The sequence below is a fragment of the Microbacterium algeriense genome, from assembly GCF_008868005.1.
Taxonomy (GTDB): domain Bacteria; phylum Actinomycetota; class Actinomycetes; order Actinomycetales; family Microbacteriaceae; genus Microbacterium; species Microbacterium algeriense.
In genome coordinates, this window is sequence record NZ_WAAO01000001.1 from 445,212 (window position 1) to 459,798 (window position 14,587).

19 protein-coding genes and 1 tRNA gene are annotated in these 14,587 nt (G+C 70.1%); 12 read left to right on the plus strand and 8 right to left on the minus strand.

What is annotated here, in order from left to right:
* Positions 1 to 24 precede the first annotated feature (24 nt).
* Positions 25 to 672 carry a biliverdin-producing heme oxygenase gene (locus F6A08_RS02135; protein WP_017203551.1) on the minus strand — a complete coding sequence of 216 codons (648 nt, stop codon included), beginning with the start codon at positions 670 to 672 and terminating at the stop codon, positions 25 to 27.
* Between the two features lie 77 nt (positions 673 to 749).
* Positions 750 to 1,064 (minus strand): DUF2470 domain-containing protein, encoded by a 315-nt coding sequence (locus tag F6A08_RS02140; protein WP_151458469.1) that lies wholly within the window; start codon positions 1,062 to 1,064, stop codon positions 750 to 752.
* A gap of 98 nt (positions 1,065 to 1,162) precedes the next feature.
* Between F6A08_RS02140 and F6A08_RS02145 the strand changes: the two genes are divergently transcribed.
* The 3 genes from F6A08_RS02145 to F6A08_RS02155 all read left to right on the plus strand — a co-directional run bounded on the left by F6A08_RS02145 (position 1,163) and on the right by F6A08_RS02155 (position 4,138).
* Positions 1,163 to 2,446 carry a serine hydrolase domain-containing protein gene (locus F6A08_RS02145; RefSeq protein WP_017203549.1) on the plus strand — a complete coding sequence of 428 codons (1,284 nt, stop codon included), beginning with the start codon at positions 1,163 to 1,165 and terminating at the stop codon, positions 2,444 to 2,446.
* A gap of 27 nt (positions 2,447 to 2,473) precedes the next feature.
* Positions 2,474 to 3,490, plus strand: a complete 1,017-nt coding sequence (corA, locus tag F6A08_RS02150) for a magnesium/cobalt transporter CorA (RefSeq protein ID WP_017203548.1) — start codon at positions 2,474 to 2,476, stop codon at positions 3,488 to 3,490.
* Positions 3,491 to 3,565: 75 nt separating this feature from the next.
* Positions 3,566 to 4,138, plus strand: a complete 573-nt coding sequence (locus F6A08_RS02155) for an isochorismatase family protein (protein WP_151458470.1) — start codon at positions 3,566 to 3,568, stop codon at positions 4,136 to 4,138.
* Positions 4,139 to 4,147: 9 nt separating this feature from the next.
* Here F6A08_RS02155 and F6A08_RS02160 read toward each other — a convergent pair whose 3' ends face one another.
* On the minus strand, positions 4,148 to 4,363 hold the full coding sequence (locus F6A08_RS02160) for a hypothetical protein (protein ID WP_017203546.1): 216 nt from the start codon (positions 4,361 to 4,363) through the stop codon (positions 4,148 to 4,150).
* On the minus strand, positions 4,350 to 5,735 hold the full coding sequence (locus F6A08_RS02165; protein WP_151458471.1) for an APC family permease: 1,386 nt from the start codon (positions 5,733 to 5,735) through the stop codon (positions 4,350 to 4,352). Before F6A08_RS02165 ends, F6A08_RS02160 begins: the two co-directional genes overlap by 14 nt.
* A 232-nt stretch (positions 5,736 to 5,967) precedes the next feature.
* On the opposite strand from F6A08_RS02165, the gene F6A08_RS02170 reads away from it, so the two are divergent.
* From F6A08_RS02170 to F6A08_RS02190, 5 genes are all read left to right on the plus strand, one after another.
* Positions 5,968 to 6,618: an MIP/aquaporin family protein gene (locus F6A08_RS02170; protein WP_017203544.1), complete on the plus strand. Its 651-nt coding sequence runs from the start codon at positions 5,968 to 5,970 to the stop codon at positions 6,616 to 6,618.
* A gap of 76 nt (positions 6,619 to 6,694) precedes the next feature.
* Complete coding sequence (locus F6A08_RS02175; protein WP_225855701.1) at positions 6,695 to 7,519, plus strand: Rossmann-fold NAD(P)-binding domain-containing protein; 825 nt, start codon at positions 6,695 to 6,697, stop codon at positions 7,517 to 7,519.
* 9 nt (positions 7,520 to 7,528) lie between these two features.
* Entirely contained in the window at positions 7,529 to 8,158 is a 630-nt protein-coding gene (locus F6A08_RS02180) for a DUF1684 domain-containing protein (protein WP_151458472.1), read from the plus strand.
* A 45-nt stretch (positions 8,159 to 8,203) separates the two neighbouring features.
* Positions 8,204 to 8,794: a dihydrofolate reductase family protein gene (locus F6A08_RS02185; protein WP_151458473.1), complete on the plus strand. Its 591-nt coding sequence runs from the start codon at positions 8,204 to 8,206 to the stop codon at positions 8,792 to 8,794.
* The gene (locus F6A08_RS02190; protein WP_151458474.1) at positions 8,787 to 9,116 is read left to right on the plus strand and encodes a hypothetical protein; all 330 of its coding nucleotides are present in this window, start codon (positions 8,787 to 8,789) and stop codon (positions 9,114 to 9,116) included. The genes F6A08_RS02185 and F6A08_RS02190 overlap by 8 nt, the downstream gene beginning before the upstream one ends.
* 5 nt (positions 9,117 to 9,121) lie before the next feature.
* Here the strand turns inward: F6A08_RS02190 and F6A08_RS02195 are convergent.
* Positions 9,122 to 9,195 (minus strand) — tRNA-Gly (locus F6A08_RS02195).
* Positions 9,196 to 9,280: 85 nt separating this feature from the next.
* Complete coding sequence (locus F6A08_RS02200) at positions 9,281 to 9,670, minus strand: winged helix-turn-helix transcriptional regulator (protein ID WP_151458475.1); 390 nt, start codon at positions 9,668 to 9,670, stop codon at positions 9,281 to 9,283.
* Between the two features lie 86 nt (positions 9,671 to 9,756).
* Between F6A08_RS02200 and F6A08_RS02205 the strand changes: the two genes are divergently transcribed.
* From F6A08_RS02205 to F6A08_RS02215, 3 genes are read left to right on the plus strand one after another with little or no spacing between them, the layout of a single operon-like run.
* A complete protein-coding gene (locus F6A08_RS02205; protein ID WP_192576666.1) occupies positions 9,757 to 11,112 on the plus strand; it encodes an MFS transporter in 1,356 nt (451 codons plus the stop codon).
* 26 nt (positions 11,113 to 11,138) lie between these two features.
* Entirely contained in the window at positions 11,139 to 11,744 is a 606-nt protein-coding gene (dcd, locus tag F6A08_RS02210; protein ID WP_017203537.1) for a dCTP deaminase, read from the plus strand.
* 1 nt (position 11,745) lies between these two features.
* Complete coding sequence (locus F6A08_RS02215) at positions 11,746 to 12,213, plus strand: hypothetical protein (RefSeq protein WP_124896640.1); 468 nt, start codon at positions 11,746 to 11,748, stop codon at positions 12,211 to 12,213.
* On the opposite strand, the gene F6A08_RS02220 is transcribed toward F6A08_RS02215, so the two are convergent.
* Positions 12,197 to 13,129 carry an alpha/beta fold hydrolase gene (locus F6A08_RS02220; protein ID WP_151458477.1) on the minus strand — a complete coding sequence of 311 codons (933 nt, stop codon included), beginning with the start codon at positions 13,127 to 13,129 and terminating at the stop codon, positions 12,197 to 12,199. The genes F6A08_RS02215 and F6A08_RS02220 overlap by 17 nt on opposite strands.
* Positions 13,130 to 13,201: 72 nt before the next feature.
* Here F6A08_RS02220 and F6A08_RS02225 point away from each other — a divergent pair, with 72 nt between their 5' ends.
* A complete protein-coding gene (locus F6A08_RS02225; protein WP_151458478.1) occupies positions 13,202 to 13,846 on the plus strand; it encodes a TetR/AcrR family transcriptional regulator in 645 nt (214 codons plus the stop codon).
* Positions 13,847 to 13,903: 57 nt separating this feature from the next.
* On the opposite strand, the gene F6A08_RS02230 is transcribed toward F6A08_RS02225, so the two are convergent.
* Positions 13,904 to 14,569: a hypothetical protein gene (locus tag F6A08_RS02230; RefSeq protein WP_151458479.1), complete on the minus strand. Its 666-nt coding sequence runs from the start codon at positions 14,567 to 14,569 to the stop codon at positions 13,904 to 13,906.
* Between the last annotated feature and the right edge of the window lie 18 nt (positions 14,570 to 14,587).

Consider the following 14,587-nt stretch of genomic DNA (forward strand, 5'->3'; position numbering starts at 1 on the left):
GGGCGAACCGGGGAGCGGCGGGGGTCAGGCGGCGACGCGGGCGCGGTCGAGGTCCTCGAACAGCTCGGTGTTGAAGCGGTAGGCGAGGAGGACCTCGTCGATAACGCGCTCGCGCTCGGCATCGTCCCACGGGGCGGCGTCGAGCTGCTCGCGGTACACGTCCTTGAACGCGGCGGGGTCGGCAATGTCGTCGAAGAGGTAGAACCCGATGCCGTTCGTCTCGAAGCCGAAGCGCCGCGCCATGACCCGACCGATGAAGATGCCGCCGGACAGGTCGCCGAGGTAGCGCGTGTAGTGGTGGGCGACGAATCCGCCGGCCCACGTCGCGCCCACCTGGTTGATCCGCTCGACGTAGCGCCGTGTGGTCGGCAGGGGGGTGATCCGTGCACGCCAGTCCGCCCCGAGGAGGAACTCGAGGTCGGCCTCCAGCGCGGGCAGACGGGTCAGCTTGTCGCTGATGAACACGGCGGCGACGGGATCCTTGCGCATGCGCTCGCCCGCGCTCTCGAGGGCTTCGTAGATGAAGTAGTGCTGGGCGACCAGGGAGATGTAGTCCTCGCGGGAGCCTTCGCCCTTCAGGAGGTCGGACATGAATCCGGCGGTCTCGCTGCGGGAGTGCGATCCGGACGAACGCTCGCGCAGGGCGGCGGAGAAGGAGAGGATCTCGGACATGACCTCAGTGTAAGGGGAGCCTTACCTCATATGGAAGTCCGACGTCGCAGACGCCCGCGACGGAGCCGCGGAGGTGGTCAGGCGTGCGGGCGGGGCTCGACCCCGAGGCGCGCGCAGGCGGCGTCGTAGAGGGCGACGATCTCGCGACGCACGGCGGGCCGGTCGTCGATGGGGCCTCCGGGCCAGGGGACGCGCAGCTCGGACACGGCATCCCCTCGCGTCACATCCCAGACGCCGGCCTCTCCGTCGAAACCGGTCATGATCGACGCCGTGATGGCGGCATCGGACGGCTCGGCGAACGCGCGGGCGATGAGGAGGTTGTCGTCGGTGTGGTCGCCGTTCATGTGGCGGAGGACGGCGCTGGTCACGTCGGGATCGAAGGTGTGGGGCACGCCGACCACCTTACGCGCGAGGTCGAGGGAGGGCCGCGGGGCGGGCTTTCAGCATCGGCGCTCTAGAATCGGGAGACACGTCTTCGGGGGTTCTTCACATGCAGCTTCTCTCGTCGCGCCGGTGGCGCGCCGCAACAGCGACGGCGGCCGTGCTCGCTCTGGCCCTGACCGGATGCTCGTCCGAGGAATCGTTCTCGTACACGCCGCCCGCTCAGGTCGACGGAGCGCTGCCCGACGACACCGTCGCGGCGATGCAGGCTGCCGTCGACAACGCGATCGCCGCCTCCGGGGCCTCGGGTGCGATCGTGGGCGTCTGGGTCCCGTGGAGCGGCAGCTGGGTCTCCGCGACCGGCACCCAGAGTCGCGAGGGCGGAGGGGAGCTGTCGACCGACATGTCCTTCCGCATCGCCGATGTGACCCGTCTGATGACGTGCGACGTGCTCTACGCGCTCGCGGACGAGGGAACCGTCGAGCTCGACGCCCCCGTGCCCGAGTACGTTTCCGGCGTCGCGGACATGTCCGACATCACGCTCCTCGACCTCTGCAACGGCACGAGCGGCATCGGGTCCTCGGAGGAGACCGTGAAGGCGGCATGGGTCAACACGCCCGAGCGCGTGTGGGCTCCCCTCGAGCTCGCCGGCTACGGCCTGGCCCGTGAGCGCGTGGCCCCGCACACCACCTACCGCGATTCCGACGCCGGATACCTGATGCTCGGCCTCGCTCTCGAGCGCGCGACCGGGATGACGGCCTCCGAGCTGATCGCCGAGTACGTCACGGAGCCCCTCGGCCTCGCGGACACCTCGCTCCCCGGTCCGCGAGCCTCCGCGCCCGAGCCGTCTCCCGCCCTCAAGGGCCATTACATGTCTCCCGTCGAGGGCGGATACAACTGCGCCGCTCCGGTCGACACCACGAAGCTGTCCTCCACCTCCGGGTTCACCGACTCCGGCGCGGTCTCCACGATCACCGACCTCGGCCGCTACGCGCAGGCCGAGGCCACGCAGGCGCTGCGGACCAAGGATGAGCCGAACCGCTTCGGGTCGCCGCTTCCCGCGGACGACAAGGCGCCGTCCTGGTTCCAGGCGACCGGGGGTGGGTTCCTCGTCGGCTCGATGATCGGTCAGCACGGATGGACCCCCGGATACGCCACGGCGGCGTACTCCGACCCCGAGACCGGCTTCACCGTGGCGGTCGTGCTGAACGACTCGACGGGCGGCCCCGCCTTCGTCCAGCACCTCTCCTGGGAACTCGCGGCGATCGCCTCCAAGGCGCCGGCCGCGTCCGGGGAGACCGCTCCGGAGTTCGGCCTGCCCTTCACAGCCGAGCAGTACCACCAGGCGATCACCGACAGCGCGCTGCCGTGCGTCGCTCCCCCCGCGGGCTGATCGCCGCCTGACCGGGCGAGGGCCACCATGGCGATCATCGACAATGCGATCTACGTGGACGGTGTCCGCACCGAGAACCCGCAGAGCCTGAGCGAGACGTTCGAGCGGATGCGGGAACGCCGGGGCATGAGCTGGATCGGCCTCTACCGCCCGAGCGAGGAGGAGATCCGCGAGGTCGCCGACGAGTTCGGCCTCCATGCCCTCGTCGTCGAAGACGCCCTCTCCGGGCACCAGCGCTCGAAGCTGGAGCGCTATGGCGACGTGCTGTTCATGGTCCTGCGGCCCGCCCGGTACCTCGACGACAGCGAGGAGGTCGAGTTCGGCGAGGTGCACGTCCTGGTCGGCCCGGACTTCGTCGTCACGATCCGCCACGCGGAGTCCCCCGATCTCGGGCGGGTGCGGCGTCGGCTGGAGAGCGACCCCGCGCTGCTCTCCCACGGGCCCGAGGCCGTGCTGTACGCGATCCTGGACGAGGTCGTCGACGAGTACGCTCCCGTCCTCGCCGGTCTCGAGAACGACATCGACGAGATCGAGAGTCAGCTGTTCGAGGAGGACACCGACGCGACGCAGCGGATCTACGACCTGGGCAGGGAGGTCATCGACTTCCAGCGGGCGACGCAGCCGCTGTCGGGCATGCTCGAGGCGCTGCTCCGCGGTTCGGACAAGTACCGGGTGAGCGAGGAGTTGCAGCGGTACCTGCGCGATGTGCTGGACCACACCCTGCGCGTCAGCGACCGGGCGACGACCTTCCGCACCGTGCTGGACAACGCCCTCACGGTGGAGTCGACGATCGTCGCGCGGCGTCAGAACGAGGAGATGCGGCGGATGACAGAGCTCAGCATCCGTCAGAACGACGAGGTCAAGAAGATCTCGGGATGGGCGGCGATCCTGTTCGCGCCCACGCTGGTCGGCACGATCTACGGGATGAACTTCGACCACATGCCCGAACTGCACTGGCTGCTGGGCTATCCCATGGCGGTCGGCATGATGGTCGCGCTCGGCTTCGGCCTGTATGCCGCGTTCAAGCACAAGGGCTGGCTCTGAGGCCTGTCCGGATCCCTGCGATCTTCGACCGGGAACCGTCTTGTCGCCGGCGACGGTGCCGGGAAGGATGAGCGCATGACCACTTCCTCCACGGCCCTGCTCGTGATCGACGCGCAGGAGTCGTTCCGCAGGCGCGACGACTGGTCGACCACCGCGAATCCGGCCGTGCTCGACAACATCGCCCTTCTCGTCGATCGCGCGCGCGCGTCCGGGGACGTGGTGGTGTGGATCACGCATGCCGACCCGGGCAGCGGAGGAGTGTTCGACCCGCAGAACGGCCAGGTGCGGGTGATGGCCCAGCTCGGCCAGGACGACGCGGAGACCGCGCTCACGAAGACGACCATCAACGCGTTCGCGTCGACGGACCTCCACGAGCGGCTGGAGAGCCAGGGCATCCGTCGGCTCGTCGTCTGCGGCATCCGCACCGAGCAGTGCTGCGAGACCACGACCCGCGCGGCGGCGGATCTGGGCTACGAGGTCGAGTTCGTCACGGATGCGACGACGACCTCGGACATCGCGGCTTCCGGCGCGCTCGCCGCCGTCTCGGGCGCGGACATCATGCGTCGCACCGAGAGCGTCCTCGCCGCACGCGGGTTCGCCACGGTCACGACCACGCGCGAGCGGGTCGGCGCGGCGACCGCCATCTGAGCGCTCGGCTCAGTCGGATTCCTCGTCGATCTCGACGCCGGGGCCGGGGCCGGGGCGCACGGGGGCATCGGGGGCGATGTCGATCCGGGTGTTCCCGTCGTGCTCGCTGACCTCGATGCGCGGGGCCGCGTCGGCCTCCGTGGCATCCGGCGCGGACGTCAGCTGGTCGTGACGCTTCTCCTCGCTGGTCATCTCGTCTGCGGCGTCGCGGTCAGGCGTGCTCATGGTTCTCCTCGGTGTCGGTGTCGGTGTCGGTGTGGGTCTCGGTCGTCTTCGCGGTGGCGCGCTTGCGGCTCCAGCGTGCCAGCACGTACAGGATGCCACCCACAGCCAGCAGGATGGCGCCGAAGAGCCAGACCACGGGCCGCTGCTGGGTGAGCAGCAGGATGCAGGATGCGACCCCGAGCACCGGCACGAAGGTCCAGACCCGGAAGTGGTCGTGCTCGACGTGGTCGCGCCGCAGCACGAGGACGGAGATGTTCACGCTCAGGAACACGACGAGCAGCAGCAGGACCACCGTCTCGGCGAGCGTGGCGAGGTCCCCGACGAGCGTGAGACCCATCGCGACGAGAGTGGTCGTGAGGATCGCGACCCACGGCGTCTTCCGCTTCGGCAGCACCCGGCCGAGCGTCGCGGGGAGCAGACCCTGCTCCGCCATCCCGTAGGTCAGGCGGCTGACCATGATCATGGTCAGCAGGGCGCCGTTGGCGACGGCGATCAGGGCGATCAGGCTGAACAGCCAGGAGGGGATGTCGACCCCGGTCGCCTCGACGACCGCGAGCAGCGGGCCGCTGGATTCCTGCAGCTCTTCCGAGGGGAGGGCGATGGAGCTGGCCAGACCGACCAGGACGTACACGGCGCCCGCGGTGAAGAGCGCGCCGAACAGGGCGCGCGGATAGGTGCGCCGGGGGTCCTTCACCTCTTCGATCATGTTCGCGGAGGTCTCGAAACCGACGAACGAGTAGTAGGCGATGACCGCGCCGGAGAGGACCGCGATGGCGACGCTCGTCCCCTCGGGGGCTTCGGCGACGCGCGAGAGGTCGCCGCCTCCGCCGCCGACGAACACCGCCACGACGGCGACGACGATCACCAGGCCACTGAGCTCGATCGCGGTCATCACGAGGTTGGCGCCCATCGACTCGCGGATGCCGCGCGCGTTCAGCAGGCCGACGACGGCGAGGAAGACGATCGCGACGGGGATCGTCGGCAGATCGAAGAAGGTGCTCAGGTAGTCGCCGGAGAACGCGATCGCGAGGCCGGCGGCGCTGGTCACACCGGCGGCGAGCATGCTGAACCCGACGAGGAACGACACGAGCGGGCTGTGGAAGGCACGCTCGGCGAAGACGGCTGCGCCCCCGGCGCGAGGGTACTTCGTGACGAGCTCGGCGTAGGAACCCGCGGTGAGCAGGGCGAGCAGCAGTGCCAGCAGCAGGGGCGCCCAGAGCATCCCGCCGACCTTCTCGGAGAGCACGCCCATCAGCGCGTAGATGCCGGCTCCCAGGACGTCGCCCAGGATGAAGGCGAACAGGAGCGGGCCGGTGATCGCGCGCCGCAGCCGCGTGGGAGTCTCGGCGCGGGGCGCAGTCTCGGTCGTCATCCTTGCACGGTAGGAGCAACCACGGGAGGGCCGCCACGGGGTTGACAGCGCGGCGACGGATCCGCATCGGTCGGTTCGTGTTCAGCGGATTCACAGCTTCACCGCGCGGCATCCGGAGCCGCCGAGATCGTCCCGCTACTGTCGGTGCCGCAAGACGGGTGCGTCGGCCCGGAGATCGCGGGTGGAACGGGCAGCGCTTCCTTTCTCGATTCCCACAGAAAAGGGCATTCTCATGACCGGAACGGTACGTACGGCGCTCGCAGAGGCGATCGCCACCTTCCTCTTCGTCCTCGCGATCATCGCGGCGGTGAACAGCGACAGCCCGCTGACGCCGCTCGCGATCGGCTTCACCCTGATGGTGCTCGTCTATTCGACGGGCCACATCTCGGGGGCCCACCTCAACCCGGCCGTCTCGGTCGGCGTGTTCCTGCGCGGCGGCCTGAGCGTCGTCGACTTCATCGCCTATGTGGTCGCCCAGTTCGTGGGTGGAGCGGTGGCGGCGCTCGTCTCGCTCTCGGTCTGGCCGGTGGGCGAGAAGGCCATGGTCATCGAGGTGGGACCGGCGTTCCTCGTCGAGGCGCTGTTCACGCTCATCCTCGTCTGGGTCGTGCTGAACACGGCCACGTCGAAGGACACCGCGGGCAACTCGTTCTACGGTCTCGCGATCGGTGCGACCGTGTTCGTCGGCGCGGCGACCGTCGGCTCGATCTCGGGCGGCGGCTTCAACCCGGCGGTGGCGCTGGGGCTGTCGGTCAGCGGTCACTTCGCCTGGAGCTCGCTGTGGCTCTACATCGTGGCCCCGGTCGTCGGCGCCGTGATCGCGGCGCTCCTGTTCCGTCTGCTCAACACGGACGACGCCAAGAAGATCGCCGCGGCGGAGTAGCGCCCCTCGACCTGCGCGAGCGCCGCATCCCCTCGGAGGGTGCGGCGCTCTCATCGTCTGTGGGACATTGGGAGCGATGGATCACATGCCGGCGCCTCGTCGCACCCTTCTCGTCGGATTCGGCAAGCTCGGCGCGCGCCTCGCCCCGCGGCTCCTCGCTGCGGGCGGCGAGGTCTTCGCCCTGCGGCGCGGGGACGGCGCGCTGCCCGCCGGTGTCACCGGGGTCCGCGGAGACCTGTCCGCCCCCCTGCCGTCGCCGCTGCCAGAGGTCGATGCCGTGCTCGTCACGCTGCCGCCGGGAGAGGGGCCGACCGCCTACCGCACAGCGTTGACGCATCTCGGGGACGCCCTGCCCCGCGTCCCTGCCCGGACGGTCTTCGTCTCGTCGACCGGGGTGTTCGAGGGGACGACGGCCGAGCGCCCGATCACCGAGCGGGACGAGCCCGTGGCGGAGAGCGGACGCTCTGCGGCGATCCGCGACGGCGAGCGGGCCGCGGCCGACCTGTTCGATGCGGTGGTCGTCCGCCCGGCCGGGATCTACGGTCCCGGTCGCGAGTTCCTGCTGCGGAGGGTGCGCGCCGGGGAGGGCGTCGATCACGCTCGACGCACGAACCGGATCCACGAGTCCGACCTGGTGCGCGCACTCGACCTGATGCTGCGGATGGACGACCCGCCCGCGCTCCTGCACGCCGTCGACCGGAAGCCCGCCCCGCTCGGGGACGTCGTGCGGTTCCTCGCCGCGCAGCTCGGCGTCGATGTGCCGCCGGACAGCGGATCGGGGGTGCCGAGTGGTCTGGTGCACGACGGCTCGCTGCTGCTCTCGCTCCTGGGAACGCTCGAGCATCCGACGTACGAGTCGGGATATGCGGACATGATCGCGTCCTCCCGGATCGCCCCGTAGCCTGGGGCGATGACGACCACTCCTGCACGTACGGCGCTCGAGGTCGTGGACTGGCGACGCCGCGTGTTCGCGCTCTACGACGCTGTCCGCCGTGCCGAGTCGCCGGAGGACGCGCATGAGCTCTGGCGGATCGAGCGCGACGACCTGATGCGTCGCCATCCGGCGACGCCGCTGCTGCCGGAGGACCGCGTGCTGTTCGAGGGGCTGCCCATCGCCTCGTACGATCCGCAGTGGCGCTTCGAGCTGCCGATCCTTCCGGCCGATCCCGGTGGCTTCGAGTTCCCGACCGGGACCGACGGCGTCGTGCCGTTCGAGCGCATCGGGCGGGTGGAGGTCCCGGACGTCGGGTCGCTCGACGTCTGGCGACTGATGTCGTACGGCGGCGGCCTCTTCATCCCCGTGCGGGACGCGCTGGCCGGGCGCCCCGGCGGCACGTACGGCGGTGGCCGCTACCTGATTGACACGATCAAGGGTGCGGACCTCGGGTCCGATCCGGCTCGCGGGACCATCGTGCTCGACTTCAATTTCGCGTACAACCCCTCGTGCGCGTACGACCCGGCGTGGGCGTGTCCGCTCGCGCAGCCGGGCAACGTCCTCCCCGTGGCCGTTCCCGTGGGAGAGGTGTACGACGTATCCTGAGCCGAACCGAGGGAACCGCGCGGCGCATCGAAGGAGAGCGACGAGATGAGACCACTTCGCTATGCGATCAACGTCACCCTCGACGGCTGCTGTCACCACGAAGCCGGCCTCCCGCCGGATGAGGAGTCGATGCGCTTCTGGACGGCCGAGATGGAGCGCTCCGATGCGCTCCTCTACGGTCGGGTGACCTACGAGATGATGGACTCCGCGTGGCGCCGGCCCGCCTCGGGCGTCTGGCCGGACTGGATGGACGAGTGGGAGATCCCGTTCGCCGAGGCCATCGACCGGACCAAGAAGCATGTCGTGTCGAGCACGCTGAAGAGGGTCGATTGGAACGCTGAGCTGGTCGTGGGAGACCTGGCCGCGACCGTCGAGCGGCTGAAGCAGCAACCCGGCGAAGGACTCTCCGTCGGAGGCGTCCGACTCCCGCTGACGCTCGCCGAGCGGGGACTCATCGACGAGTACGTGTTCGTCGTGCACCCGGTCGTCGCGGGCCACGGGCCGCGGCTGCTCGACGGCCTGCCCGAGCGCCTGGAACTCGACCTCGTGGACCGCCATGAGTTCCGCTCGGGAGTATCCGTGCAGCGCTACCGTCCGATCGATGCAGACAAGGAAGAAAGGCGTTCGCATGAGTGACCTCGTCGTCGAGATCCACGTTCCGCTGACTCCCACCGAAGGGCTCGCCGAAGGGGACTACCCCTTCCCCTGGATCGAGACCATCGAGGAGGGCTTCCTCTTCCAGCTGGAGGAGGGCTCCGGGTCGGGGGAGGTGTTCGACGATGGGGAGGAACTCGGCGACGAGTATCTCTTCTTCGTCTGGAACGCCCCCGAGGACGCCCTCATCGAGCTGGCCCGCCAGGTGGCGAATCTGCCAGGGGTGCCGCACGGGGTCTACGCCGTCGTGACCAGCAGCGACGCGGAAGAGATGGGCACGGGGCGGCGCGTCGAACTCGGTTGACCTTGTGGAGGGGCTGACGGGAATCGAACCCGCGCTGTCTGCTTGGGAAGCAGAAGTTCTACCATTGAACTACAGCCCCGAACCCGCTCGAGAGCAGGTGAGGGAAAGCCTACCCGTCGCGGGGGCGATGGCCAAAGCGCATCGCCGGATGCGCCGGGCGCCGATCAGGCGACGGCTTCGTTTTCGTCGGTCTTCGCGGCGGACGCCTCGCGCTGCGTCCCGGCGTAGAGCGTGCCCCACGTCGTCAGCTCGGCGAGCAGGGGAGCGGCACTCGCGCCCAGTTCGCTGAGCCGGTACTCGACCTTGGGCGGAACCTGCCGGTACACGGTGCGGATGATGAGCCCGTCGTCTTCGAGCTCCCGCAGCTGGCGGGTGAGCACCCGGGCGGTGGGGTCCTTCAGGAGTCGTCCGAGCTCGCCGAAGCGCAGCACCCCGTGCTCGCCGAGCAGGGTCAGGATGCTGGGTTTCCAGGCGCCGCCGAGGACGGCGATCGACACCTCGGCGTCGCAGGAGTCGGTCCATTCGTGGATGATCCGCTCGGTCTTCTCGCGCATCGGAGCCTCCTCGGTATCCAAACGGTAAGTACGTGTCAGAAATGACCGTACTTGTCGCTCCTGCCTGTACTTTACAGAATGAGATCGTGACCTCGACCCCCTCTCTTCTCGGACAGCGCTCGACCCTTCGGCTGTGGTTCGCCATGGTCCCCCTTCTGCTCGGAATCCTCGTCGGGGCGCTCGCGATCAGCAGCGTCTCCACCGCCCTCCCGGCGATCCGCGCCGAGCTGCACCTGAGCGACATCGAGGGGCTCTGGCTCGTGGACGTGTACGCGCTGTCGCTCGCCGCGACGCTGATCGTGGCGGCGCGGATCGGGGATGCGTTCGGCCGGAAGACGATCGTGCTGATCGGGCTGGCGGGGTTCGCGGTGCTCAACGTGGTGGGTGGTCTGGCCACGAGCGGTCTGCTGCTGATCGTGGTCCGTGCGCTGCTCGGCGTCGCGGAGGCGTTCGTGGTCGCGGGAGTCGTCGCCACCATCGGAGCGAAGTTCCACGCCAGGGAGCGCGTGCTCGCCTACGGGTTGTGGACCGCGACGTTCGGCACCGGAAGCGCACTCGGGCCCGTGCTCGGCGGCATCCTGGCAGAGGGCCCCGGCTGGCGCTGGCTGCTCCTGGGCAGCGTGCCGCTCGCGGTGCTGGCCGGAGCGCTCGCGATCTGGCTCGTGCCGGATTCGCGCAGCTCCCAGCGGCCGTCCTGGGACGTGCTCAGCATCCTCTCCTCGATCGTGGCGCTCGGCGCCCTCGTCTTCGCGCTGCACGAGATCCTCGCAGCGCCCGCGTCCGCGGCGGTGGCGGCCGTCATCGCCGTGGTGAGTCTGGTGTTCTTCGTGCGCAGGCAACGTCGCCTCCGCGACCCGCTGATCGACATGAGCGTGTTCCGGGTGCCGGGCTTCAGCCCCGCCGTGATCCGGATCATCGTCGCCAGCGGTGCCTCAGCGGCCTCGGTCCTGCTGGTCAGTCTGCACCTGCAGGACACGCGGGGCCAGAGTGCTGCGGAGGCGGGCATCGCACTGCTGCCGCAGGCCGTCGCGATCGCGCTCGGCGGCGTCCTCGCACCCGTCGCGCTCCGGTGGCTCTCGGCGAACCGGCTCACCGTGCTGGTCCTGCTGCTGCAGGCCGCCGGACTCGGATGGCTCGCGCTCGATCCCGCTCTCGTCGCCCTTCCGCTGGTGCTGGTCGGGCTCGGCTTCGGCGTCGGCGGGACCCTCGCCGCGACCGCTCTGTTCGAGGTGACGACGGAGGACCACGCCGGGCAGGTCGGCGCGATCCAGGAGGTGAGCTTCGCGCTCGGCGGCGGACTCGGGATCGCGGTCTTCGGCACGATCGCGGCCGTCCTGGCGACGGGCGGGTTCGTGGCTGCCGTGCTCACCGCGGCCGCAGTGGTGACGGCGGCGGCACTGCTTCCCCTCCTCCGCGGCGGAGCGGTGCGCGCCGAGATCTGAGGCACCGGGGTGACTAGGCTGGTGCCGTGCTTCTCAGCGACCGCGACATCAAGGCAGAACTCGCATCCGGACGCATCGGCCTGGAGCCGCACGAGCGGGAGATGGTCCAGCCGTCGAGCGTCGACGTGCGCCTGGACCGGTACTTCCGCCTGTTCGACAACCACAAGTACCCGTTCATCGACCCGTCGGTCGACCAGCCGGAGCTGACGCGTCTGATCGAGGTCGCCCCCGATGAGCCGTTCATCCTGCATCCGGGAGAGTTCGCCCTCGGCGCCACTTTCGAGCAGGTCACGCTCCCCGACGACATCGCCGCGCGCCTCGAGGGAAAGTCGTCGCTCGGCCGGCTCGGTCTCATCACGCATTCCACGGCCGGCTTCATCGACCCCGGCTTCACCGGTCACGTGACGCTGGAGCTCGCCAACGTCGCCACCCTGCCGATCAAGCTGTGGCCGGGGATGAAGATCGGGCAGCTGTGCTTCTTCCGCCTGACCTCGCCCGCCGAGAACCCGTACGGCTCCGGCCCCTACGGCAACCGGTACCAGGGGCAGCGCGGACCCACGGCCTCCCGGTCGTTCCAGAACTTCCATCGGACGGACGTCGGCGTCACCGACGTCGGAGCAGTCGGAGGCTGACATGAGCGACGACGACGGCAGGATCCCGGACGACGCCGCGGTTCCGGAGGAGCCGGTGATCCCGCCCGCCGACGTCGTCATCCCACCGCCCCCGCCCGAGATCCCGATCCCGGAGGGACTGCTCTCCGAACCTCCGGACGACGCCTCCGCGGACGACGCGCTGATCCCGCCGCCACCCGCAGAGCGGCGCCGTCGATCCGCCGACCGGTCTCGACCGACTCCGGCCATCCTCGACGGAGAGCCCCCTGCTGCCGCCGCCGACGACTGGTCGCAGCCGTCCGTCGCGCCGGAAGTGCCCACGTCGGGCGGCTATCGAGGGCTCACGGTGGCGATCTTCGCGTTCCTGCTCCTGCTCGCGGTCGCCGCGATCGGAGTCATCGTCTTCCTGCTGAACACCTCGGGGCTGCCGTTCCTCTCCAGCGCGGACGGCGCCGAGCAGTTCCGGCTCCTCCTCAGCCCGGCACTCTGACGCCGGGCGGCCGCGTCGCCGTCGAGGTCTCATCGCCCGCGGTCGTCCCGAGTCCGTCGACCGCGTCGAACCCGCCCGTCGCGAGGGCCACGACGGCGTCCAGCGTCGGATCGGCGGACAGGATCCGCGCATGGCCGAGCCCGTCGGTGCGCAGCAGGCGGGACCGCGCGCCGTGGGCCGCATGCAGGAGGAGCGAGCTGTCGTCGGGCATGCGCCGGTCGTCCCGGTCGTGCACCACGAGGAGCCGCGTTCCCTCGGGCAGCGGATGAGCCACGGCGTCGTACCGAGCCGAGACGGTCGTCTCGTCGAGATCGAGTCGACGACGGAAGCGCTCGGCGAGGCGCGCGGCGGTCCGATCGTCGAGGTCGAGGTCCCGCGCGAACTGCGCGAGGAACGCGTCGGGACTCGCCGCCCCCGCGATCGTGACGACCGCGGGAGTCGGAACGCCGGCGCGAGCGATCGTCAACGCGGCCAGGGCGCCGAAGGAGTGCCCGACGATCAGGTCGAACGGCCCGTGCGTCGTGTGCAGCTGCTCGGCGGCGTCGATCCAGTCGCGGATGTCCGTGCGCCGCCCGCGCGAGGATCCGTGCGCCGGCGCGTCGAACGACACCACGCGGAACCGCTCGGCGACGAGTTCGCGCACGAGCGGAGCGAAAGGCGATGTGCGTCCGCGCCACCCGTGCAGGAGCAGGGCTGTGCGCGGGCCGGTGCCCCAGACGTAGGTGGTGATCTCTGCACCGCGCACGCGCAGGCTGCCACGGCGGGCATCCGCATGGGTGGGCGCATCCGGCGTCCGGACCGGCATCCGCGGAGAGGTCGTGAAGAAGAGGCGGTAGGCGAGGTCGCCGGCGAGCGTCGGCGAGACTCGGGCGATCGAGGGGATGCTGCGGGCCAGCAGCAGGGGAGCGGATGGCATGGGACTCCTTCGCCAGAACAATACGAACGATCATACGTATAGTAGGCGAACGATCGTTCGTATACTAGGGGCATGGCCAGCGGAACGGTTCTGGACGGGCGGAGGGCCCGGGGCGACGCCTCGCGTCGCATCGTGCTGCAGAGCGCGACGGATCTCGCCTCGGTGGAGGGACTCGACGGGCTGACGATCGGCCGTCTCGCCGACGCCTCGGGCTCCAGCAAGAGCAGCATCGCGACGCTGTTCCAGAGCAAGGAGGGGCTGCAGCTGGCCACGGTCGCCGCCGCGCGGGAGATCTTCGTGGCCCGGATCGTGGAGCCGGCGCGCGCGCAGCCCCGAGGGGTGCGACGAGTGGCCGCGCTGCTGCACAACGCCCTGAGCTACTCAAAGGATCGGGTCTTCACGGGTGGTTGCTTCTTCGCGGCGACGGCGGCGGACGTCGACTCCAAAGCGGGGCCGGTGCGCGACGCCGTGCGCGAGGCTCTGACCGACTGGTACGGCTACGTCGAGGCCCAGTTGCGGCATGCGGTGGCTGCGGGCGAGATCGATGCGGATGCCGAGGTCCTCGCGTTCGAGCTCATCGCCCTGAACGAGGAGGCCAACTCCCGGTCACTGCTGCTGGCGGACGAGCGTCCCTACGCCGTGGCCGCTGCTGCGATGCGGGAGCGTCTGCGCTCCGCCGGCGCATCCGAGGCGGCGCTCGCTCTCCTCGCGCTCTGACGTCGGTCGCGGAGCGAACGGAGCGAGCCGAAGCCCGTCCCGCTCACTCCGGGGAGTTCAGGCGTCGCGACCGCGGCTGAAGCCGGCGTCGAAGCCACGCTCGAATGCGTGCTGGGCCAACCGCTCGGCGCGGTGGTGCCCGCCGTGGGGCCCGTGTCCCCGGCCGTGCTCGCAGCCGTGCCCGTGACCGAAGCCGCGTCCGTGATCGAAGCCGCGTCCGTGACCGAAGTCGCGTCCGTGTCCGAAGCCGCCCGGGAAGCCGTGGCCGTGCTCGTGTCCGCTTCCGTGTCCGCCGAAACGGTGTCCGCGTCCGCGGGGGAGCGGCGTCTCTTCGTCCCACCCGAAGGCGCGAGCGATCTTCTCGAGCGACGCGAGCGTGGTGGCCATGTCCTCGTCGGAGACGGCGTCGGACACCTTCGCGCGGATGCCGTCGACCAGGGCGCCGAGGCGCTCCTTGGCCGAGCGGCCTTCGTCGGTCAGGGTCCACCCCTCCGCGCCCGCGACGATCCAGCCGCGTTCGATCAGGCGATGCAGCTTGTGCTCGGGAAGGGGGCGGTCGGCGGCCGTCGTGCCGTCGACGATGTTGAGGATGCGCCAGTCGCGGCGGCTGAGGTGCTCGCCCTCGAACGCGGCGGCGAACTCGGCTGCCATGAGCCGATCCGCGGCCTTGAGCCAGTAGCCGAAGGGGCGGGAAGAAGTGTTCTGTGATTCAGGGGTGTTCATGGGAAGTCCTTTTGTTGT